This window comes from Phreatobacter sp. (assembly GCF_030691135.1).
Classification (GTDB): Bacteria; Pseudomonadota; Alphaproteobacteria; order Rhizobiales; family Phreatobacteraceae; genus Phreatobacter.
In genome coordinates this window covers 70629-93158 of record NZ_JAUYFA010000029.1, presented here as the reverse complement: position 1 = coordinate 93158, position 22530 = coordinate 70629, and the positions used below count along the sequence as shown (strand labels likewise).

Genomic DNA, 22530 nt, shown 5'->3' with positions numbered 1-22530 from the left:
AGGGGCGGGGCACGTTCCCCGGCGCTGCGATGAAGGACGTCCTTGAAAAGCTGGAAGATCGTCGTGCCGAGGCCCGCCTCGGCGGTGGCCAGAAGCGCATCGATGCCCAGCATGCCCGCGGCAAGCTGACGGCGCGCGAGCGCATCGAGCTCCTGGTCGACAAGGGGTCGTTCGAGGAGTTCGACATGTTCGTGCAGCATCGCTGCGCGGATTTCGGCATGGAGAAGTCCCATATCCCCGGCGACGGCGTCGTCACCGGCTGGGGCACGGTCAACGGCCGCACGGTCTTCATCTTCTCGAAGGACTTCACGGTCTTCGGCGGCTCGCTCTCGGGCGCCCATGCCGCCAAGATCACCAAGATCCAGGACATGGCGCTGAAGGCCCGTGCGCCGATCATCGGCCTGTTCGATGCCGGTGGTGCACGAATTCAGGAAGGTGTCGATGCTCTCGGTGGTTATGGCGAAGTCTTCACGCGGAATGTGATCTCTTCCGGTGTCATTCCGCAGATTTCGCTGATCATGGGTCCCTGCGCCGGAGGCGACGTCTATTCCCCGGCCATGACCGATTTCATCTTCATGGTGAAGGACACGAGCTACATGTTCGTGACCGGACCCGACGTGGTGAAGACGGTCACCAACGAGGTCGTCACCGCCGAGGAACTCGGCGGCGCCTCGGTCCATGCGGTCAAGTCGTCGGTTGCCGACGGCGCCTATGAGAACGATCTCGAACTGCTGCTGCAGATGCGGCGGCTCATCGATTTCCTGCCGTCGAACAACATGGAGGGGGTGCCGGAAATCCCGTCCTTCGACCAGCCCGACCGGATCGACATGTCGCTCGACACGCTGGTCCCGGACAATCCGAACAAGCCCTACGACATGAAGGAATTGATCCTGAAGACGGTCGACGAGGGCGATTTCTTCGAGATTCAGGGCAAGTTCGCGCCGAACATCATCACGGGGTTCGCCCGGTTCGAAGGGCGTTCTGTCGGTATCGTCGCCAACCAGCCCATGGTGCTGGCCGGGGTTCTCGATTCCGACGCGAGCCGCAAGGCGGCGCGCTTCGTGCGGTTCTGCGACGCCTTCTCGATCCCGATCGTGACCTTCGTCGATGTTCCCGGCTTCCTGCCCGGCACGTCGCAGGAGTATGGCGGGCTTATCAAGCATGGCGCCAAGCTGCTCTTCGCCTATTCCCAGTGCACCATCCCGCTCGTCACCGTCATCACCCGCAAGGCTTTCGGCGGCGCCTATGACGTGATGGCCTCCAAACATATCGGCGGCGACATCAATTATGCCTGGCCGACGGCACAGATCGCGGTGATGGGCGCCAAAGGCGCTGTGGAGATCATCTTCCGGGCCGACATGAAGGATGCCGAGAAGATCGCCGCCCGCACGAAGGAATACGAGGAACGGTTCCTCTCACCCTTCATCGCCGCCGAACGCGGCTATATCGACGAGGTGATCATGCCGCACTCGACCCGTCGCCGCGTCGCGCGGGCCCTGACCCTGCTGCGCAACAAATCCGCCGACATGCCTTGGAAGAAGCACGACAACATTCCCCTCTGATGGGCTAAGGTCATGAGGTCTGATCTCCATCAAGGACGCGTCATCCGGAACGCGCAACCTTGCGGCGCGTTCGCTCGTGAAGAAGGAGGCCCCCATGTCCATCAAGTCAATCCTGCTCGCCCTCATTGCCGGTGACGGCGCAAAGCCGCAGGGGGCGATCGAATATGCCGTCTCGCTGGCCGCCGCCCATGGCGCCCATCTTTCGGTGGTTGTCGGGGCCATCAAGGTGCCGGTCGTTGTCTATTCCGGAGTGGCGGAGGTCCAGGCGATCGTCGCCGACGAGAACGACACGCGCACCGACAAGGCGGACGAACTCTGCAACGCGATCCGCTATGCCACCCAGACGGCAGGAGTCGCCTCCACGGTCGAAGTGGTAACGGACGCCATCGACCCGCTCTTCGGGCGGATCGGCAAGCGCGGTCGCCTCCATGATTTCTGCGTCTGCGGCCGGCCGCGGCCGGACGACGTCTGGGCAACCGAGCTCGCGGAAACGCTGCTGCTGTCGACGGGTCGTCCGACCATCCTCGCTCCGGACGGGTTCGACCCCGTGCGCGCGACGAATTCGATCGTCGTCGCCTGGGACGGCTCGGCCGTCGCCGCCCGCGCCATCGGTTCGGCCTCGGACTTCATCGACAAGGCGGGTCATGTCGAGATCGTCTCGGTGCTGGGCGATCGCCATGCCGACGAGTTGGTCGCGGGGGCCGATCTTGCGCCGATGCTCGCCCATCACGGCGTCAAGGTCACGGTGACGAACCTTCCCTACAGCCGGAATGTCGGCAAGACGATCGTCGAGCACGCGCAGAACAACCGCGCGCAGATGATCGTCATGGGCGCCTATGCCCATTCCCGCCTGCGCCAGATGGTGCTCGGCGGGACGACGACGACACTGCTGCAATATTCGCCGGTGCCGGTGCTGATGGCGCATTGACGGCGCCTCGATCGCTCCGATCAGAAGCCGGCGGCTCAGGTCGCCGGCTTTTTGCGTCTGGGGGTGACGAGAGACTCGGCCGCGACCCGGGCGATCCCTGGCGGGTGTTCCGCTTTCAGCCGGGCCGAGACCTTTTCGACGCTCCGCCAGACCCTGAGCGCATTGCCGGAGAGAATCCCCTTCAGGGCCGCGTCCGACCAGCCGCGCCGGACGAGTTCGGCGACAAGGTGAGGAAAGCGGGAGGAATCCGCGAGGTCCGGCGGGTTCGGACCGCCAAAGAAGTCGGAGCCAATGCCGATATGGGCGAGGCCCGTGCGCCCGACGATGTACTGGATATGGTCGCAGAGCTCGCCGATGGAGCCCCGCGGCCGGGGGCCGGCCTCCGCTGCGCGCCGCGCCACCGCGGTGTCGATGTCGCTACCCGGCGGCGTCTTGCCGTGGACCTGAAGCGGCGACATCCAGTCGTGGCTCTTCCGCGAAATGAAGTTCGGCACGAAGGTGGCCATGACCACGCCACCATTGGCCTTGATCCGGTCGAGCACGTCGTCCGGCACGTTGCGCGGATGGGGGCAGAGCGCGGCGGCATTGGAATGGGACCACAACAGGGGCGCCGCAGCGACGTCGAGCACGTCATGCTGGGCTTTCGGCGAGGCGTGGGCGAGGTCGACCATCATGCCGATGCGGTTGCACTCGGCTACCAAGGATCGGCCGAAATCCGTCAGTCCGCCATGACGGGGCGCATCGGTGGCTGAATCGATCCAGTCCAGCGTCTCGTTGTGGCAGAGGGTGAGGATGCGCACGCCAGCCGCATGCCAGACCCGGAGCGGCGAGAGCGAGCCGCCGAGACCGACGGCGCTTTCCACCGAGATGACAGAGGCGATCTTGCCGGCCCGCCGGGCGGCGGCGATATCGGCGGCACGCCGCGCCGGGTGGAAGACGTCAGCATGCACCGACTCGATATCGAGGCCGATGGCGATCTGCTCGAGCGTGAAGCGGCCGGGATTGGGTACCGATGTCGGCACGAAGGCGGCGAAGACCTGGGCACCGACCTTTCCCTCGCGCAGGCGCGGGATGTCGGTGTCGCTCTCCTGGTGGACGCGGTCCAGCCCGTAGGCCGCGACATCGCCGTCGGCGGAACGGCGGATGGTGTAGGGCAGGTCGTTATGACCGTCGAAGAGGATGAAGCGCTCCAGCAGGTCGTTGGCCCTGGCGAGGGCCGGGTCGGTCCTGCTCATGTGCGGCTCCTTCAGTCCTCGGCGATGACGACCGCCGGAACACGTTCCACGGCCGTCACGCGGCCCCGTTCGATCGCGAGTGCCAGCTTGCCGTGCTTGAGGGCAAGAGCCTTCTCGCCGAAAAGCTCGCGCCGCCAGCCCTTGAGGGCGCCGATATCGGCCTCGTCGTTCTCGGCGATGCGGTCGAGATCGTCGGAGGTAGCCACCACCTTGGCGGCGACGTGGTGCTTCTCCGCGACCATCTTCAGCAGGACCTTCAGCAGTTCGACGGTCGCCGATTGCGACTGGCTCTGCGGGCGGTGCTTGTCGATGGGCGGCAGCTCGCGCGGATCAAGGGCGAGACCGGCCTGCACTGCCTCGACGACCGCCATGCCGTCGCGGGAGCGTTCCCAGCCCTTGGGGATTGAGCGCATGGCTCCCAGCGCCTCGACGGTCTTCGGGCCGGTGAGGGCGATGTCGAACAGGCTGTCGTCCTTCAGGACGCGGGAGCGTGGCACGTCGCGCGCCTGCGCCTCGCGCTCGCGCCAGGCGGCGACTTCCATGAGGACGGCCAGCTCGCGCGGCTTGCGCACGCGGCTGCGGAACCGTTCCCAGGCCCGTTCGGGTTCCTGGCGATAGGTGTCGGGGGAGGTGAGAACACGCATCTCCTCGGCGACCCAGTCGGCGCGGCCGCGCTTCTCAAGTTCTCCGGTGAGCTTGATGTAGATGTCCCGGAGATGGGTGACGTCGGCGATCGCATAATCAATCTGGGCATTGCTCAGCGGGCGCTTCGACCAATCCGTGAAACGGCTGGTCTTGTCGAGCTGGGTGCCGTTGGTGCGCTGGACGAGCTGATCGTAGGAAATCGAATCACCGTAGCCGAGGACCATGGCGGCGACCTGGCTGTCGAACAGCGGCTCGGGGATCCGCTTCGACAGGTGCCAGACGATCTCCACGTCCTGCCGGGCCGCGTGAAAGACCTTCACCACGGCCGGATCGACCATCAGGTCGAAGAAGGGCGCCAGATCCATGCCCGGCGCGAGCGCGTCCACGGCCACGGCCTCGTCGGGGCCGGCCAACTGGATGACGCAGAGCTTCGGCCAGAAGGTCGTTTCGCGGAGGAACTCCGTGTCGACCGTGACGAAAGGGTGCTTGGCGAGACGCGCGCAGATGGCGGCCAGTTCGGAAGAGGACGTGATCAGCATCGCCTTCTCCTTACAGGAGTCTTGCGCGGATGCGAACGGTCATCCGGCAGAGGCCAGCTGCGTTTCGACGAGGGCGACGATGCGCGGCGCGACCGGCCTTCTGGCAGCCTCGCGGCGTCCAGCTTTGATCGCTCACCTTGCGACAGGTCGGTGGAAAATCGAATGTGTGGCAGGCAGACGTGAAGGTCACTGCCGCCCGATGGCGCGGGCGGCGCCCACGCGGCGCTGCAGTGCAGCGGGGCAGGCTAGGCAGCCGAAGTTGACCGGTTACACTCAGGCGGTCTTCCCGAGGATCCATCGCCCATGACCCATCGCCTCGACGCCGGCGCCGACACAGTTCACTGGGGCTATTTCGAAGCCACATTGAGCCCACGCATCACCATCCGATCGGGGGAGACGATCACGCTGTCGACCGTATCCGGCGGTGCCGACGTCCTGCCGCCGGCCGACTGGGGCATCCCGCCGGCGCTGCTCGCCATCCACCAGCGCTTCGGCGGCCCGACGCTTCCGGGCCACATCTGCACCGGGCCGGTGGCGGTCGCGGGCGCCAAGGCCGGACAGGTCCTGCAGGTCGACATCGAGGCGATCGACCTGCATTACGACTGGGGTTACACCTTCGTCGCGCCGCTGGTCGGGGCGCTGCCGGACGATGTCAAGGCGAAGCGGTTGTTTCATTCCCGCATCGACCGGTCGCGCAAGGTGGCGACCATGCCCTGGGGCCACGAGATTCCGCTCGACCGGCCGTTCTTCGGCGTCATGGCCGTGGCACCGCCGCCTGAGTGGGGCCGGATCAACACGCTGCCGCCACGCCGTAACGGCGGCAATCTCGACAACAAGGAACTCGTCGCCGGCACGCGGCTCTACCTGCCGATCTACGTCGACGGCGCGAATTTCTCCGTCGGCGACGCCCATGGCGCGCAGGGTGACGGCGAGGTCTGCATCACCGCCGTCGAGACCGGCCTCATTGGCACCTTCAAGCTGACGGTGCGCGACGACATGAGCCTGACCTGGCCAATGGCGGAAACCCCCACCCATGCTCTCACCATGGCCTTCGATCCCGATCTCGACACCGCGGTTCAGATCGCGCTGCGCTCGATGATCGATCTCGTGACGGCGCGGGCAGGTCTCGACCGGGACGAGGCCTTCGCCCTCCTGTCGCTGGTCGCCGACGTGCGGGTGACGCAGGTCGTCAACGGCAACAAGGGCATCCATGTGATGCTGGACAAGAAGTGGCTGGCGAAGCTGCGCTGATCCTCAGTCCCAGGGCTCGCCGCGGACGATGAGGTTGGCGAGGGCATCGGTCGCGGCGGCGAGGAGCTTCTCGCCCTTGGCGCGGGTGGCCTTGCGCGCATCGCCGAGAACGCCGGACGGGGTGAGTGTTGCGAAGGACCGGAAACGCTGGGCGGGGGGCGCCAGCACGGCGCGCGGGTCGCCGAAATGGGGGCCGACCGCTGCGGACAGCTTGTCGGTGCGGACGGCGTCCGGCGCCACGGCCATCATCATGGCGGTCTCCGCCTCGCAGGCATGGAGCACACTGGTCTGATCCTCGAGGAGCGGCGCAAAGGCCGGCTGGGCCAGTTCGAAATAGGTTGTGGCGGCGATGACCAGTCCTGTTTCGCGTTCCAGATCCGGCAGGAAAGCATTGAGAGCCGTCATGTTGCCGCCGTGGCCATTGACGATCAGTACCCGCTTGAAGCCGTGGCGGGCGAGGGAGCGGATGAGGCAGAGCAAGAGCGCCCGGTAGGTCGGGATGTCCAGGGTAAAGGTGCCGCCATGGGCCATGTGATGTTCTGCCATGCCCACCCACAGGGTCGGCGCGACCACCGTCGACCGGCGCTCCATGGCCTTCTCGGCGGCGATCCGGCAGACCGCGCCGCAGAGGGTGGTGTCCACCCCGGTCCCCAGATGCGGGCCATGCTGCTCGGTAGAAGCGACAGGCAGCAGCACCGTCGCACCGGCGGTGGCCATGGCGTTCAGTTCGGGAGCGGTCAGTTTCGCCCATTCGACGATCGGATTTCGGGCTGTCGTCATCGTCGGCTCCGGTGGCTGGCTTCGCTGCACGGCGGATCGTGCCCGCAGGAACCGCCGGCGTCGAGACCATGCGCCTCAGCTCCGCTGCCAGGGCGAGGCTGACGCGCCCGGCTGCATTTCGATGACGAATTGTCGATGAATTGTTGACATCGGGACATGTCGGCCCGAATGTCTGATGCCGCGCGGCTGGCTGTCGCCGAACCTTGATGTTCGTGCCAGAAAGACTGCGGCATCGGTGACGGAGGGCTGCCCGGCAGTTCCCCGGACCGACTCGAGGGACCGGACACCAGGCATGACTCAATCCGCCATCACGCGCCTCGCCACCGATATCGGCGGCACCTTCACCGACATCGTGCTGGAACATGGCGAACGCCGCTTCACCACCAAGGTGCTGACCACGCCCCATGCGCCCGAAGAGGCGGTGGTGGAAGGCACGCGGCTGGTGCTGGACCAGGCCGGTATTGGCTTTGCCGATCTCGACGTCTTCGTCCACGGCACGACGCTGGCGACCAACGCGGTGATCGAGCGCAAGGGCGCGCGGACCGCACTGATCGCGACCGAGGGCTTTCGCGATGTCATCGAGATCGCCGATGAGGGCCGCTACGATCAGTACGACATCTTCATCGACAAGCCGCGCCAGCTGGTGCCGCGCGAATTGCGCTTCACCGTCCCCGAGCGCATCGACGTCACCGGCAAGGTGTGGATCGACCTCGATGATGCGGCAGTGAAGAAGGTCGCCAAGGCCCTCACGGCCGCCAAGGTCGAGGCCGTCGCCGTCGCCTTCATCCATTCCTACGCCAATTCCGCCCATGAAGAGCGGGTGCGGGAAATCCTCGCGAAGGAAGTGCCCGACATCGCGGTGACGCTGTCCTCGGAAGTTTGCCCGGAGATGCGCGAATACGAGCGCAGTTCGACCGCGGTCGCAAATGCCTATGTTCAGCCGCTCATGGCCGGCTATCTCGGCCGGCTGAAGGCGCGTTTCGCCGACGAGGGCTATGGCAAGCCGATCCACCTGATGACGTCGGGCGGTTCGCTGGCGACGCTGGAGACCGCGGCGCGCTTTCCGATCCGGCTCGTCGAGTCGGGCCCTGCCGGTGGCGCCATCCTCGCCGCCTATATCGCGGCCGAGCGCGGCGAGGACAAGGTCCTGTCCTTCGACATGGGCGGTACCACCGCCAAGATCTGCCTCATCCACGACGCGACGCCCTACAAGGCGCGGACCTTCGAGGTCGATCGTCAGTCGCGATTCATGAAGGGCTCGGGGCTGCCCGTCCGCATTCCGGTGATCGAGATGGTCGAGATCGGCGCCGGCGGCGGCTCCATCGCCCGCGTCGACACGCTGAAGCGCATCACTGTCGGACCGGATTCGGCCGCTTCCGTGCCGGGCCCCGCCTGCTATGGCCGCGGCGGCGACCTGCCGACCGTCACCGATGCCGACGTCGCGCTCGGCAAGATCGAGCCGGCCCGTTTCGCCGGCGGCGCCATTGCGCTCTATCCGGACAAGGCCGATGCGGCGCTCGATGCCCGTGTCGGCAAGCCGCTGTCGCTGTCGACCGCCATGGCGGCCCACGGCGTCGCCGAGATCGTCGACGAGAACATGGCCAACGCCGCGCGGGTCCATGCGGTGGAACGCGGCGTGGTCGTGTCGGACCATACGATGGTGGCTTTCGGCGGCGCCGCGCCGCTCCATGCCGCCCGCCTCGCCGAGAAGCTCGGCATCGCCCGCGTGGTGGTGCCGGCCGATGCCGGCGTCGGTTCGGCGATCGGCTTCCTGCGTGCCCCGGCGGCCTATGAACTCGTCCATTCAAAGTTCATGCGGCTCGACAAGTTCGACCTCACCGAGGCCAACCGGCTGCTCGCGTCGATGAGCGGCGAGGCGACCGGGCTCGCCAGGGCCGCCGCCGGCAACCGCAAGCTGACCGAAACCCGCACCGCCTTCATGCGCTATGCGGGGCAGGGGCATGAGATCGCCGTTGCCCTTCCCAACCGGGCTCTCGCCGAGAAAGACATGGCGAAGATGCGCGACATGTTCGAGACGGGCTACCGGCAGCTCTTCGCCCGCCACATTCCCGGCGCGGCGATCGAGATCCTTTCCTGGTCGCTGCTGGTCACCACCGACACGGCGCGTCCGCCGCTGCTCGGGAAGCCGAAAGCCAAGCGCGGCCCGAAGCCCATCGGCCTCAGGCCGGTCTTCGACGCCAAGGCCGGCAAGATGCTGAAGGTGCCGATGTACGACCGGCTGGCAATGGAGCCGGGTGCCCGCATCGAGGGACCCGCCATCGTCGTCGAGGCCGGAACCTCGACCTATGTGACGGCCGCCTTCGATGCTGAGATCGATGCCGGCCTCGGCCTCGTCCTCACCGCCCGCAAGGCGGCCAAGCCCGCGGCCAGATCGGCTGCGAAACCTGCCGCGAAGAAGGGAAAGTGACCGTCATGAGCAAGCTTTCCGACATCGAACTGCAGGTCATGTGGAACCGCCTGATCGCGGTGGTCGAGGAGCAGGCGCAGGTGCTGCTGCGCACCGCCTTTTCCCCCATCGTCCGCGAGGCTGGCGATCTCTCCGCCGGCGTCTTCGACCGCGAGGGCAACATGCTGGCCCAGGCCGTCACCGGCACGCCCGGCCATGTCAATTCCATGGCCGAAAGCGTCAAGCATTTCGTCCGGGTCTTTCCCGTCGAGACGATGAAGCCCGGCGACATCTACATCACCAATGACCCCTGGATGGGCACCGGGCACCTCAACGACTTCGTGCTGACGACGCCGGCCTTCCACCGCGGCAAGCTGGTGGGGCTGTTCTCCTGCACCAGCCATCTGATGGACATCGGCGGGATCGGCTTCGGGCCCGACGGAACCGACGTGTTCATGGAGGGGCTCTACATCCCTCTCCTGAAGCTCGCCGACCGCGGCAAGCTGAACGAGACGCTGATGGCGATGATCCGCGCCAATACGCGCCTGCCGATCGATACCGAGGGCGATGTCTATTCACTCGCCGCCTGCAACGACGTCGGTTGCGAGCGTCTCTCCGAAATGATGGAGGAGTTCGGCCTGAAGGACCTGGACGTCCTGTCACGGCACATCCTGAGCCGGTCCAAGGCGGCGGTTCTGGAGGCCATCGCGGCGCTGCCACAAGGCAAGTGGGGCAACACCATGACGGTCGACGGCTACGACGAGCCGGTGACGCTGGCCTGCACCGTCGAGGTGACGAAGAAGGGCATCCATGTCGACTATTCCGGCACGGGGGAGGCCTCGAAGCGCGGTATCAATGTGCCGCTCGCCTATACGACGGCCTATACCGTGTTCGGGCTCGCCTGCATTGTTGGCAAGGACATCCCGAACAATGCGGGATCGCTGGCGCCGCTCACGGTTTCGGCGCCGGAGAACTGCATCGTCAACGCGCTGAAGCCGAAGCCGGTGGCCTCGCGCCACATCATCGGTCAGATGCTGCCCGACGTCGTCTTCGGCGCTCTGCGGCAGGCGGTTCCGGACCGTGTGCCGGCCGAAGGCACATCCTGCCTGTGGAACCTCAACGTGCGCGGCCAGACCGACGAGGCGGGGCTCGGCAATTACGGGTTCATGATGGCGGTGACGTCGAATGGCGGCACCGGCGCGCGGCCGATGAAGGACGGTCTCTCGGCGACGGCCTATCCCTCCGGTGTCAAGGGGACGCCGGTGGAGATCGCCGAATCCATCACGCCGCTCATCTTCTGGCGCAAGGAGTTCCGTGAGGATTCCGGAGGAGCAGGGACCAGGCGAGGCGGCCTTGGCCAGGTCATCGAGGTCGGCAGCCGCATCGGCAAGGCCTTCGACCTGCTCGCCGCCTATGACCGGATCGACCATCCGCCGCGTGGGCGCGACGGCGGCCAGGACGGCGCTGCGGGAGTGGTCTCGCTGAGGTCCGGCAAGAAGCTGAAGGGCAAGGGCTTCCAGCTCATTCCGCCCGACGACCGGCTGGTCGTGATGACGCCGGGCGGCGGCGGTATCGGCGACCCGGCGCGGCGGGACCCGGCGGCTCTGGCGAAGGACGTCAGCGAGGGGCTGGTTTCGCCCAAGGGCGCCAAGGTCTATGGCGGCTGACGACCGGGGCCGTCGGCCTCAGAGGCTGGCGGCCGCCCGTGCGGCCTGATCGTAGAGGCCGGAGAGGGCGCGCATCTCGGTGGCGATGCGGCTGAGCACGGCCGCATCGGTGCCGAAGGCCTTGACGCTCTGGATCAGCAGCGCCTCGCGCACCTCATGGTAGCGCATGACAGCGTCAGATCCCTTCTTGGTCACCGAGACCGCCTTCTCCTTGCCGATCTTCTCGCCCTTCACGAGGCCCGCCTTTTCGAGCTTCTTCACCGCATAGGTGACGAGATGCATGTCCTCGACATTGAGGACGAGGGCGATATCGGCGAGCCGCTTGGGGCGACCGCGATGATAGACCGTGTGGAGGATCATGTTCTCAAGCGCCGAGAGACCCGGCGCGCCGCCGGCCGCCGCGCAGCGGACTGTCCACCGATGAAAAGCGTGGCTGACCATCATCATGCCAAACTCGAACTCGGATAGCGCCGGCAACTCCCCCGAAGCCAGATGGGCGGAGGATACGATCGGACCCAGGGTGGACGGAGGCGTCATCGACTGACCTCGAAGCTGTGCATCAGCACGGCGTGACAGAGTGGCAAGACTGAGCGTCAAAATCAAACAGAGAAAACGACGATAAAACGTCAACATGATGTTGACACATAGCCCTTGTTGCGGGATCGTCGTACCAATGATCGTCGATCAGCGACGGCATGGCAGGCGTTTCGGTTGCGCGTGACCGGTGCTCGCGCAATGCAGATTTCGGCCTTGTCAACGTGGCTGAACAGCGGTCCAATTCCGAACAAGGGCGCCAAGCCCGGCCGCCGACAACGGCGGAACATCCAGAGACAGGAACGAGGAGTCCCGCCAATGTTCGATCGTCGTCAATTCGTGGCCGGCCTTGCCGGTACCAGCATGCTCGCAGCCCCGACGGTTCTTCAGGCGCAGACCGCGTGGGATATGCCGGTGCCCTATACCGATGGCACCTACCACACGCAGAACGTTCGCTGGTGGGTGGACGAGATCGCCAAGGCCACCAATAACGGTATCAAGATTCAGGTCCATTCCAACAACTCGCTGATCCGGTTGCCGGAGATCCTGCGTGCCGTCGGCAGCGGTCAAGTTGCCGCCGGCGAGATCCTCATCAGCCAGTTCGGCAACGAGGACCCGATCTTCGAACTCGACTCGATCCCCTTCCTCGCTCAGGGCTTCGATCAAGGTCAGGCGCTCTACGCCGCCTCCAAAGCCGCGCTGGAAGCCGCCTGCCAGCGCCGCGGCATCCGTGTGCTCTACAGCGTCGCCTGGCCGAGCCAAGCATTCTACTCGAAGACCCCGATCACCTCGGCTGCCGACATGCGCGGCATGAAGTTCCGCACGGTGTCGCCGATCACCTCGCGTATGGCCGAACTGCTCGGTGCCGTTCCGACGCTGGTGCAGGCCTCAGAAGTTGCGCAGGCCTTCGCCACCAACATAGTGACCGGAATGATCACGTCGGGTGCCACGGGCGTGCAGTCGCGTGCCTGGGAGTTTTCCAGTCAGTTCGTTAATCTGCGTGCCTCGATGCCGAAGAATGCGGTGATCGTCAACGAGCGCGCCTGGCAGCGCCTCCCCGAAGCCGTGCGCACGGCCATGACCGAGGTGTCGGCCAAGGCCGAAGAGCGCGGCTGGAAGCTCGCCGGCGAGGTCGAAACCAATTCGATCGAGGAACTGCGCAAGAACGGAATGGCGATCGTCGATCCGTCCGCCCAGTTGCTCGCCGACGTGAAGGCGGTCGGCGCCAAGCTGACCGAGGAATGGATCGCCAAGGCTGGCGATACCGGCCGTAACGTGATCGCCGACTTCCGCAAGCGCATCGGCGCCTGAGGTTCCGGTGCGAGGCCGGGCCGCCGCGGCGGCCCGGTCGATCGGGCTCCGCTCTGCCGCAGTCCTTATCCTCGTCATGCGCGCTGGGCGACGAAAGTCGCGGCCAGCCGTTCAGGACTTCCCAATGCGGAAATCTCTCGACCTCCTTTATACCAGCGCCGCCTGGGCTGGCGCCGCCTGCGTGCTGGGCATCTGCATCCTGATGATGGCGCAGGCCATCCTGCGGCTCGGCGGTGGCATGATCCGCGGCGCCGACGACATCACCGCCTGGATTTGCGCCGCGGCCGCCCTGCTGCCGCTCGCCGCCACTTTCAAACGTGGCGAACTCGTCCGCATGGGCATCTTCATCGATCGCTTCCCAGACCGCACGGCGCGGTGGATCGAACTCGTGGCGCTTGCCATGTGCGCGGCCTTCTCGGCCTACATGACCTATTCGCTCGGCAACATGGTCTACGAGAGCTACGTCTTCAACGACCGCGGCCAGGGTCTCCTGCCGTTGCCGCTGTGGATCCCGCAGACGCCGGTGGCAGTGGGGTCGGCGGTGCTGACCATTGCGCTGATCGACGAGTTCCTCCGCGTCGCCGCGGGCCTCGTGCCCACTTACGTCCAGCAGGTGCGCGACCGCCACGCGGCCGGCGACTATTCCGGCGAGGTCTGACCCATGTCCACCCTTGCGATCGGTGGCGTTTTGCTCGCCGTCATGTTCACCGTCCTGACGCTCGGCGCCTGGATCGGTTTCGGCCTCGCCATCACCGGCTGGGTCGGCATGGCCTTCTTCACCAATTCCTCGCCGAGCCTGAACCTTGCGACCGCCGTATGGCAGTCCGTCGCCTCGTGGGAGCTCGCGGCCCTGCCGCTCTTCGTGTGGATGGGCGAGATTCTCTTCCGCACCAACCTTGCCAACCAGATGTTCGTCGGCCTCGCTCCGTGGCTGCGGCGGGTCCCCGGCCGCCTGCTGCACGTGAACGTCCTGGCCTGCGGCATTTTCGGCTCGGTGTCGGGTTCGTCCGCGGCGACCGCCGTGACCATCGGAAAGATGACTGTGCCGGAGCTGAAGCGGCGCGGCTATCCCGACAACATTTCGCTCGGCTCTCTCGCCGGCTCGGGCACGCTCGGCATCCTCATCCCGCCGTCCATCATCATGGTGGTCTATGCGGTGGCTGCCGAGGTCTCGATCATCCAGATCTTCCTCGCCGGCTTCCTGCCCGGTCTGCTCGTGATGGTTCTGTTCTCCGGCTACATCATCATCTGGGCGCTGCTGAACCCGTCAAAGGTGCCGCCCGACGACCTTGGCTCGACGACGTTGCGCCAGAAGCTCTACGCCTCGCGCGAGCTCATACCCTGCATGCTGCTCATCCTGATGGTCATCTGGGTGATCGTTGCTGGCTACGCCACTGCCACCGAGGCGGCAGCCTTCGGCGCTGCCGGCTCGCTGATCCTCGCCTGGTGGAGTGGCTCGCTGACCTTCGAGAACTTCCGCGAGAGCCTGCTCGGGGCGACGCGTCTGTCGGCGATGATCATGTTCATTCTCGCGGGCGCCGCCTATCTGACGCTCGCCATGGGTTTCACCGGCATCCCCCGGGCGCTCGCCGAATATGTCGCCTGGCTCAACCCATCGAAGTTCCAGCTCATCGCCGTCCTGACGATCATGTACATCATCCTCGGCACTGCGCTGGACGGTGTTTCGATGATCGTCCTGACGACGACAATCGTTTTGCCGATGATCCAGAAAGTCGGCATCGATCCTGTCTGGTTCGGCATCTTCATCGTGCTTCTCGTCGAGATCGCCGAGGTGACGCCGCCGGTGGGCTTCGTGCTCTTCGTGCTGCAATCGATGAGTGGACGCGACAGCTGGTACGTGGCCTATGCCGCTCTGCCCTTCTTCTTGATGCTGGTCATCGCCATCGTCGTCATCACGATCTTCCCCGACATCGTCACGGTGCTGCCGCGCATGTTCGTGGAGGCGACGCAGGCGGGCGGCCCGAGATAGCCATGTCCTTGCGCGTTCCCCGCTTCCTGCCGTGTGGCGATACCGCCGTCACGGTCGAGTTCGGCACCGAGATCGACGACGGGCTCAATGCGCTCTGTCTCGCCTTCGATGCGGCGCTGACGGATGCGGCGATCCCCGGCGTCATCGAGACCCTCCCCACCTACCGATCAGTGCTCGTCCAGGTCGATCCGCTGGTCATCGACATGCCGGCCTTCGAGACGCGGGTGCATGCCATCCTCGCGTCTCTGAAGCAGAGCGGCGCGCCGCCGCGGCGCTGGATCATTCCCGTCGTCTATGGCGGGGCTTTCGGCATCGACCTCGACGACGTCGCGAGAAGCCACGGCATCTCGACCGAGGAGGTTATCCGGCGGCATTGCAGCCGGACCTACCGGGTTGCCATGCTCGGGTTCCTGCCGGGCTTCTGCTACCTCTCGGGGGCCGATCCCTCCATCGCCCTGCCGCGCCGCATAAGCCCGCGCCTCAAGACGCCGGCAGGGACGGTCTCCATCGGCGGGGTCCAGGCCCTTTTCGCTTCGGTCGAGGCGCCGTCGGGCTGGCATCTTCTGGGACGCACGCCGGTGCGCAACTTCATGCCGGACCGCGATCCGGTGTTTCTCGTCGGGGCCGGCGACGAGGTCGTTTTCCGGCCGATACCCGCAGCGGCATGGGATGATCTCGACGCTGCGGCGGCCGCGGGCCGCCCCGTCGCCGAAGTGGTGACGGCATGATCCGGCTTCTCGTCAAGGATTGCGGCGCCGGGACCACCATTCAGGATTCCGGGCGGTTCGGATTCCAGCGCTACGGCGTCGGGCCGGCCGGGGCCATGGACCGCATCGCGCTGGTGGTCGCGAACATGCTCGTGGGCAACGCAGCTGGCGAGGCGGCCATCGAGTTCACGGTGCTCGGCGGTGCTTTCGTCGTCGAGGGCGGCCCTGTGCGCGTGGCGCTGGCCGGCGCCTATGCCGACCTGAAAATCGACGGCGAGGCGGTGCCGCCGCTCACCAGCGCCACGGTGCTGGATGGGCAGAGTGTCACCGTCGGTGCCGCCAAGGCGGGGACCTTCATGGTTCTCGCGGTATCGGGCGGCATCGCGGTGAAGACGGATCTCGGCAGCCGTTCGTTCCACCTGCGCGGTGGGCTCGGCGGCGTCGACCGGGCACCGGTGCGTCCTGGGCAGGTGCTGCCCGTCGGCAGCGCGCCGCATGGGCCGGACCTCACCGCGACCGTGCCGCCGAAGGTTTCCTCCGGCGCCTTCCGCGTCGTGCTTGGGCCGCAGGACGACTATTTCAGCGACGCTGGCATCGCGACCTTTCTCGGCGAGGCGTATCGCGTCTCGGCGGAGGCCGACCGGATGGGCTACCGGCTCAGCGGCCCGGTGATCGAGCACGCCAAGGGCTTCAACATCGTCTCCGACGGCATCGTCACCGGCTCGATCCAGGTGCCAGGATCGGGCGAGCCGATCGTGCTGCTGGCCGATCGACAGACCACCGGCGGCTATCCGAAGATCGCCACCATCATCTCGGCCGACCTGCCGCGCTTCGTCCAACAGCGTCCCGGCAGCGAGATGCGCTTTGCTGCGGTCACGCTGGCCGAGGGCATCGCCGCCGCGCGTGAGCAGGCGGCTATGCTGGCGTCTGTTCGTGCCGGTCTGAAGCCTGTGGGGCTCGGCTTCGACACCGAACATCTCCTGTCGGTCAACCTGGTCGATGGCTGGGTCGACGCCCATGCGCCGCCGGCCGAACCGCCGCTCCATTCCGCCGCCTGAAGGAGGCCGTCATGACAGCCGTCGATCTCAATTCGGATATGGGCGAGGGCTTCGGCCCCTGGAAGATGGGTGACGACGAGGCGATGCTCTCGATCGTTTCGTCCGCCAATGTCGCCTGCGGCTGGCATGCCGGCGACCCCATCATCATGCATCGGACCGCCGAGATCGCGAAGGCCAAGGGCGTCTCCATCGGCGCGCATCCGGGCTTCGGCGACCTCTGGGGTTTCGGCCGGAGGGTGATCCGCGGCGACAGCATGGGCGATCTGGAGAAGCAGATCGCCTACCAGGTCGGCGCCATGCAGGCACTCGCCGTGATGGCCGGCCATCAGGTCACCCATGTGAAGACCCACGGCGCCCTGGGCAATATGAGTAATGACGACGATGACATGGCGATGGCCGTCGGCCGCGCCATCAAGGCGGTCGATCCGAAGCTCGTCTTCGTCGTCATGCCGGGACTGTCGACCGAGAGGGCGGCCGAGAAGCTCGGCCTGCCGATGGCCCGCGAGGTTTTCGCCGACCGCACCTATGACGACAGCGGCAACCTGACGAGCCGCAAGGTGGAGGGCGCCGTCATCCACGATGCGGCGCTGGCCGCCACCCGGGTCCTGCGCATGGTGGAGGACCAGGAGGTCGTCACCGTCACGGGCAAGCGGCTGAAGGTCGGCATCGACACGATCTGCGTCCATGGCGACAATCCCGCCGCGGTCGCCATGGCGCGCACCGTCCGCGACACGCTGGAGGCTGCCGGCATCGCCATCAGGCCTTTCAAGACCGCCTAGAACCGGCCTGGATCTGCCGCAGAAGGCCGCGCAGCGGCTCGAAGGTGAAGGTGACGGTCGCAGTGCCACCGGGCACCTCTACCGCGCGGACGACACCGAAGGCGCGGTGGACGGGCACGTCGCGGCCGTCGATCCGAGCGCTCCACCAGGGGTGCCAGGCATCGGCGAGGACGAGGATGCCGCCGTCGGCGGTGGTGGTCTCGACCGTCACGCCGGTATTGCCATAGGCGAGGATGCGCGCCGTGCCGCCGGCCTGCCGCACCGGCGGGACAGGGCCCTCAACGAGAACGGTCCGGCGCGGATCGAGGCCCGAGGGGAAGCCGGCCACGGCGAGATCGGGCGGTGTCTCCATGGCGGTCGGCGCGACCCAGACGCGGGGCAGGGCGCGGGTGTTCTCATGGATGCGGACGCCGCCGGCCTCGGCGACGAGCGGCAGCGCATCGGCGGGGAGCCGCCGGTCGATGTCGCCGGGCGGCACGCGCGTGACGACGAAGCGCAGCCCGAGAATGTCGGCGAGTTCCGACCGGTAGGACGGGAAGGCGGGCGGAAAGCGCCGCTGGCCCGGCAGCGCGGCGATGTCCTCGGCGCCGACCAGGTTGGCGAAGGCGGCGGAACGCACGGGGTTGAAGCCCAGGACGTCCTCGAAGTCATGCGACATGGCGGCGTTTTGCCATTCGTAGCCGAGGCCGATCAGTTCGACACGGTCGCGCCGCGTCGCGTCGCGGACAGTGAGGGAGCGGATCAGGGCAAGGGCGGGATCGGTGCTGCCCGGCTCCAGCACGGCATAGCTCGCGGGCGGCAGGGCGGTGGATTCACTCGGACCGTTGGTGAGGCGCAGATCCGCCACCAGCACCGCCGCGAGGAGGATCGCCAGTCCGGCCGCGGTCAGGCGCCGGCCGAGCCCGAGGACCAGCAGCGACAGCGCGATCGTTCCCGCGGCGATCGCGAGGTTGGTCCACGCGGCGGGGGGCGCGCCCTTGGAGACGATCAGCGCGCTGGCCAGCGTCACCAGGGCGGCCGCGACCAGCGCCTCGACGCGCCAGCCGGTCCGGAGCGTTCCCGTCAGCAGCCGGTGCGCGCCATAGCCGGCGAGGATGGCGAAGAGCCCGCCGATCACGAAGGCCGCATCGGCCGGGCGCCGGAAGAGATCAACACCCGGCAGGTGCCAGAACAGGCTGAAGGCGGGCGTGTACCAGCCGAGGGCATAGAGCAGCGTGACGACCAGGGCGACGGTGACGAAGCGGATGTCGCGGTCGAGCAGGGCGCCGCTGCGCAGGAGGCCGAGGACGAGGATGAGGGGCAGGGCGCCTGCATAGAGATTGCCCATGTTGCGAGCGAGGAACAGGCCTGTCTCACCCCAGGTCGGGCTCGGCGGACCCCAGTGCTCGGCGAGAGGGCCGGCGGCACCATAGAGATTGCCGACGATCCAGGTGAGGAGATGGGCCGGATGGAGCGAGCCGCGACCGGCGCCGATCTCGTCGATGACGATGCGGTTGGATTCGGCGCCCCACAGGGCCGACATGAGGACCGGAACGGCGACCACCAGCGCACCAGCCAGGGTCGCGGCGGTGAGCGGCCCGAGCGTCGCCCCGACTTTCACCCAGGGCCTTTCTGCCGCGACCCAGTGGGCCAGAACGGTCGCGGCCAGCAGGTAGGCGCAGAGCAGCGCCACCTGGTCGCGACCGAGCACCATCAGCGCCGCCGCCAGTCCCGCCGCGATCCCGTAGAGCACGGAGTGACGGTCCAGGGCGCGGGCGAGACACCACCACGCGATCGGCCACCAGCAGAGCGAGAAGACCTGCGACAGGTGCTGGATGCGCCAGCTCGCCGCAGCGCCGAAGGCGAAGGCGAGGGCGGCGACGAGGCCGCCGCCCCAATGCCAGCCGCGATCCCGGAACAGGAGAAGGACGCCGGTGCCGCCGGCGAAGAGCATGGCGAAAACGGCCCAGTCCATGGCCGTCAGGCTGGGCTTTGCGGTGAGCACGGCGAGCGCCAGGAGCGGTGCCGAGAACAGCACCGATTGCGGATCGGCGATTTCCGGCGACCCCGCGAAGATATTCGGCGTCCAGGCCGGCGAAGCGGCCACATGGAGCGACCGCGCTGCGAAGACGAGGTGAGGGTACCAGTGGGCCTTGGCGTCCCAGGGAATGGTCACCTGGCCGAGGAGCCAGGGCGCCGCGAGGATGAACCAGCCGAGGGCGAAGAGCCCCAGCGCCAGCGAGAGGCGGAACGGCACGGGGTTCTGAGACTGCATGGGCGGCGCCGGGTTCGACCTGCCGCCGTCTTAGCCTAGCCCGGCTCTCCCCGCCATAGCCGCTATTTGCGGGCGGCGAGGCTCGCAAGCAGCGCATCGGCATCGATGGCGTGGCCGGCGCGGTCACGCTTCGACGTCAGGTAGCGCACATTCTCGTCGGTGGCGCGACCAATGACACGGCGCTCGGAACGCACCTCGATACCAGCCGCCGCCATGGCGGCGATCTTGACGGGATTGTTGGTCATCACGTCGATCGAGGTGATCCCAAGTTGCTTCAGCATCTCGGCAGCGAAATCGAAGCGGCGCTGGTCGAGATCGAAGCCGAGCACCTCGTCGGCGTCGTATGTATCCCAGCCGAGCGATTGCAACCGATAGGCACGCATCTTGTTGGCGATGCCGTTGCCGCGGCCTTCCTGATCGAGATAGAGCAGCACGCCGCCGCCGTTGTTCGCCATCCATTCCACGGTATCGCGCAGCTGGTCGCCGCAATCGCACTTCAGCGAGCCGAAGAGGTCGCCGGTCAGGCAGGCCGAGTGCAGGCGCACCGGCACGGGCTGGGCCGGGTTGGGTTTGCCGATAACGATGGCGACCTGGTCGCGCAGACCCTCGCCGCCGCGGAAGACGACGAATTCCGTGTCGGGCGCGCCTTCGAGCGGCACCGGCGCACGGCCGACGATGCGGATCAGGCGCGCTTCCAGCTTGCGGAAATCGCCGATTGCGGAGGCATCCACCGCAAGGACATGCAGGGGGGCATCGCTGCCGGCGGCCAGCGGCACCATGACGACGGCGGGCACGATCAGTGCGAGCCGCGCCAGTTCGAGCGCCGCCTCATCGAGATCGTCGACGGGCGAGACCGGCGCATCGATACGGGCTTCGATCGTCAGTGCGAGGGCTTCGATCCGGGCCGCGTCGATCTTCGGCAGCGCCACACGCGCCGGCATGGCGCGTTCGAGACCGAGCCGGCGCAGACGCGCGGCCGGCAGAAGCAGATGTGCCATGGTCGGGCTGAGGGCGGCTGCCGCCCCTGCCGCGGCATGGTCGATGCCGTCGACACCGAAGGCGAGCACCGTGCGCCCGGAACCATGGATCAGGACGGGGCGTGAGGCCCGCAATTCGGAAATGGCCCGTTCGACCTGGGCCCGGACGATATCGGCCTTGGTGCCGAGAATTCCGGAAGTTTCCATCGACAGAAAGGCCTTTCATGCCCCTGGCAGATGCCGGTTGGACGTCCAGCCGGCGACTTGTACTGCATGTATGGTTTCTGTCCCGGTTTTGGATCAGGCGCAGCGAAAAAAGAGTTACCGCGCATCGTGACATCAATCGGCACAACCGTCATCCGGCGCCGCCGTCATCGCCGCGCAACGACGAAGGCGTCTCATCGCGGTTCTTGGGCCGGCGGGCGGCCCTCTTGCATTCCGCCGGATACCCCGCCCATCATCACGGTCGAGACGCAATGGAGGGATGGCAGCCATGTCGCAGGCGGAAGTCTATTCGACGCCCCACAGGATCGTCCACTGGGCGACCGCGGCCCTGATCATCGGGCTGGTGCCGGTCGGCGTCTACATGACCAGCATCCCCTTTCCGCCCAATCCCGGCGCCAACCCGGAGGTCAAGAACGCGCTCTACGAATGGCACAAGTCCTTCGGGCTGATCGTCCTCCTCCTGGCGGTGGCGCGCGTGGCGCTGAAGGTTACGCAGGGAACTCCGGCACCGGTGCCAACCCTGACGAAGTTCCAGCGCATCGCCTCGGCGGCCACCCATCATCTGCTCTACGTCCTTATCTTTTTCGTGCCCCTCGCCGGCTGGGTCGCCACGTCGATGTGCTACGGCCCGGTCAACCTGTTCTGGACCATCCCGGTGACCCTGCCGATCTCCGGCCAGCCGGCGACATGCTCGGTGATCTATCGGTTCCATTTCGGCGGCGCTGTGCTGATGACGCTCCTCGTTTTCGCCCATATCGGGGCGGCGCTGATGCATCTCGTTGTCATCAGGGATGGCGTCTTCAGGCGCATGTGGCCCTGACGGCTTCCCCGCAAAACGGAAACTGCCGGCATCCAACAGGGAGCCGGCAGTCTCGAACGTTCTGAATGGCAATGTCGGGGCGGCGATTGCGCCGGTTCTAGTGGAGGCTGGAACGGTTCGCTCTCAGGCGCTCGATCTGGTCCTTCAGCTGCAGCTTGCGCCGCTTGAGCTCCGCAATCTCTTCATCCTGTGAGGATGGGCGGGCGACGATCTGGCTCAATTGCCGATCGAGTGCCTCATGACGCTTTTCGAGTTCCGCGAGGTGCGACTGCAAGCTCATCAAAGTCCTCCTTTGAACGAAGAGTCCTGATGGCCTCGGACGAGGTCCGAAACGCATCGGACTGGAACGGAGTGTGGACCTGTATGCGGCAAAGTAAAATCACGGAATGTTACGGCAACTGTCGGCCGTAAAGGGCAGGCTGGGGCAAGCGGCGCCTTGCCCAAGGCGTGGCCGCAGCGGCATACTGTCGGCGGCGCGGGTCGCCTCTCGGATCCGGCACAGTCTCTGGTATCGCAATGGCATCCAACGACATCGACGAGCGCGAGGCGCTGCTTGAGCTCGAAAGGCTGCGGCAGGAACACCGGGATCTCGACGTGGCCATCGACGCGCTGGTGAGCATGCCGGTGGCTGACCGGCTGCAGATTCAGCGGCTGAAGAAACGCAAGCTGATCCTGCGTGACCGGATCGCCTTCCTCGACGATCTTCTGACCCCCGACATCATCGCCTGAAACGATCCGCCCGAGGCCGTTCCGCCGTTGCGAAGATTGGGTCGTGCGGCGTCTTGCTACCGGGGCAACCTCTGCCTATTCTCCGCCGCTTCTTTCGGAATGCCGTCGATCCTCGACGAGCGGGGGAGGCGT

20 protein-coding genes are annotated in these 22530 nt (G+C 66.6%); 13 read left to right on the top strand and 7 right to left on the bottom strand.

Features of this window, described 5'->3' with window-relative positions; translation table 11 throughout:
- Window positions 1–29 precede the first annotated feature (29 nt).
- Window positions 30–1562 carry an acyl-CoA carboxylase subunit beta gene (locus tag Q8O26_RS04550; RefSeq protein ID WP_305573916.1) on the top strand — a complete coding sequence of 511 codons (1533 nt, stop codon included), beginning with the start codon at window positions 30–32 and terminating at the stop codon, window positions 1560–1562.
- Between the two features lie 94 nt (window positions 1563–1656).
- A complete protein-coding gene (locus tag Q8O26_RS04545) occupies window positions 1657–2490 on the top strand; it encodes a universal stress protein (RefSeq protein WP_305573914.1) in 834 nt (277 codons plus the stop codon).
- Window positions 2491–2525: 35 nt separating this feature from the next.
- On the opposite strand, the gene Q8O26_RS04540 is transcribed toward Q8O26_RS04545, so the two are convergent.
- Together Q8O26_RS04540 and rnd are read right to left on the bottom strand one after the other, a co-directional pair.
- A complete protein-coding gene (locus Q8O26_RS04540; protein WP_305573913.1) occupies window positions 2526–3725 on the bottom strand; it encodes a dipeptidase in 1200 nt (399 codons plus the stop codon).
- A gap of 11 nt (window positions 3726–3736) precedes the next feature.
- On the bottom strand, window positions 3737–4909 hold the full coding sequence (gene rnd, locus Q8O26_RS04535; RefSeq protein ID WP_305573911.1) for a ribonuclease D: 1173 nt from the start codon (window positions 4907–4909) through the stop codon (window positions 3737–3739).
- Window positions 4910–5212: 303 nt separating this feature from the next.
- Between rnd and Q8O26_RS04530 the strand changes: the two genes are divergently transcribed.
- Window positions 5213–6160, top strand: a complete 948-nt coding sequence (locus Q8O26_RS04530) for an acetamidase/formamidase family protein (RefSeq protein ID WP_305573909.1) — start codon at window positions 5213–5215, stop codon at window positions 6158–6160.
- Window positions 6161–6163: 3 nt separating this feature from the next.
- On the opposite strand, the gene Q8O26_RS04525 is transcribed toward Q8O26_RS04530, so the two are convergent.
- Entirely contained in the window at window positions 6164–6940 is a 777-nt protein-coding gene (locus tag Q8O26_RS04525) for a creatininase family protein (protein ID WP_305573907.1), read from the bottom strand.
- A 292-nt stretch (window positions 6941–7232) separates the two neighbouring features.
- On the opposite strand from Q8O26_RS04525, the gene Q8O26_RS04520 reads away from it, so the two are divergent.
- Entirely contained in the window at window positions 7233–9368 is a 2136-nt protein-coding gene (locus Q8O26_RS04520; protein ID WP_305573905.1) for a hydantoinase/oxoprolinase family protein, read from the top strand.
- Between the two features lie 5 nt (window positions 9369–9373).
- Complete coding sequence (locus Q8O26_RS04515; protein WP_305573903.1) at window positions 9374–11014, top strand: hydantoinase B/oxoprolinase family protein; 1641 nt, start codon at window positions 9374–9376, stop codon at window positions 11012–11014.
- Window positions 11015–11032: 18 nt separating this feature from the next.
- On the opposite strand, the gene Q8O26_RS04510 is transcribed toward Q8O26_RS04515, so the two are convergent.
- Window positions 11033–11551: a winged helix DNA-binding protein gene (locus tag Q8O26_RS04510; protein ID WP_305573902.1), complete on the bottom strand. Its 519-nt coding sequence runs from the start codon at window positions 11549–11551 to the stop codon at window positions 11033–11035.
- Window positions 11552–11749: 198 nt separating this feature from the next.
- Between Q8O26_RS04510 and Q8O26_RS04505 the strand changes: the two genes are divergently transcribed.
- The 6 genes from Q8O26_RS04505 to Q8O26_RS04480 all read left to right on the top strand — a co-directional run bounded on the left by Q8O26_RS04505 (window position 11750) and on the right by Q8O26_RS04480 (window position 17393).
- Window positions 11750–12859: a TRAP transporter substrate-binding protein gene (locus tag Q8O26_RS04505; protein ID WP_305573900.1), complete on the top strand. Its 1110-nt coding sequence runs from the start codon at window positions 11750–11752 to the stop codon at window positions 12857–12859.
- A 124-nt stretch (window positions 12860–12983) separates the two neighbouring features.
- Window positions 12984–13517, top strand: a complete 534-nt coding sequence (locus Q8O26_RS04500) for a TRAP transporter small permease (protein WP_305573898.1) — start codon at window positions 12984–12986, stop codon at window positions 13515–13517.
- A 3-nt stretch (window positions 13518–13520) separates the two neighbouring features.
- Complete coding sequence (locus Q8O26_RS04495) at window positions 13521–14849, top strand: TRAP transporter large permease (protein WP_305573896.1); 1329 nt, start codon at window positions 13521–13523, stop codon at window positions 14847–14849.
- A 2-nt stretch (window positions 14850–14851) separates the two neighbouring features.
- Complete coding sequence (gene pxpB / locus Q8O26_RS04490) at window positions 14852–15577, top strand: 5-oxoprolinase subunit PxpB (RefSeq protein ID WP_305573894.1); 726 nt, start codon at window positions 14852–14854, stop codon at window positions 15575–15577.
- Window positions 15574–16614, top strand: a complete 1041-nt coding sequence (locus Q8O26_RS04485; RefSeq protein WP_305573892.1) for a biotin-dependent carboxyltransferase family protein — start codon at window positions 15574–15576, stop codon at window positions 16612–16614. The genes pxpB and Q8O26_RS04485 overlap by 4 nt, the downstream gene beginning before the upstream one ends.
- A gap of 11 nt (window positions 16615–16625) precedes the next feature.
- The gene (locus Q8O26_RS04480) at window positions 16626–17393 is read left to right on the top strand and encodes a LamB/YcsF family protein (RefSeq protein WP_305573891.1); all 768 of its coding nucleotides are present in this window, start codon (window positions 16626–16628) and stop codon (window positions 17391–17393) included.
- Here the strand turns inward: Q8O26_RS04480 and Q8O26_RS04475 are convergent.
- Together Q8O26_RS04475 and ribA are read right to left on the bottom strand one after the other, a co-directional pair.
- Window positions 17380–19647 (bottom strand): hypothetical protein, encoded by a 2268-nt coding sequence (locus Q8O26_RS04475; RefSeq protein ID WP_305573889.1) that lies wholly within the window; start codon window positions 19645–19647, stop codon window positions 17380–17382. The two genes, Q8O26_RS04480 and Q8O26_RS04475, sit on opposite strands and share 14 nt — an antisense overlap.
- A gap of 62 nt (window positions 19648–19709) precedes the next feature.
- Window positions 19710–20831, bottom strand: coding sequence for a GTP cyclohydrolase II RibA (gene ribA, locus Q8O26_RS04470; RefSeq protein ID WP_305573887.1), 1122 nt, complete (start codon window positions 20829–20831; stop codon window positions 19710–19712).
- Between the two features lie 286 nt (window positions 20832–21117).
- Between ribA and Q8O26_RS04465 the strand changes: the two genes are divergently transcribed.
- A complete protein-coding gene (locus Q8O26_RS04465) occupies window positions 21118–21669 on the top strand; it encodes a cytochrome b (protein WP_305573885.1) in 552 nt (183 codons plus the stop codon).
- A gap of 97 nt (window positions 21670–21766) precedes the next feature.
- Here Q8O26_RS04465 and Q8O26_RS04460 read toward each other — a convergent pair whose 3' ends face one another.
- A complete protein-coding gene (locus Q8O26_RS04460; RefSeq protein ID WP_305573883.1) occupies window positions 21767–21949 on the bottom strand; it encodes a YdcH family protein in 183 nt (60 codons plus the stop codon).
- 236 nt (window positions 21950–22185) lie between these two features.
- Between Q8O26_RS04460 and Q8O26_RS04455 the strand changes: the two genes are divergently transcribed.
- Window positions 22186–22398, top strand: coding sequence for a YdcH family protein (locus tag Q8O26_RS04455; protein ID WP_305573881.1), 213 nt, complete (start codon window positions 22186–22188; stop codon window positions 22396–22398).
- The last annotated feature ends 132 nt before the right edge of the window (window positions 22399–22530 follow it).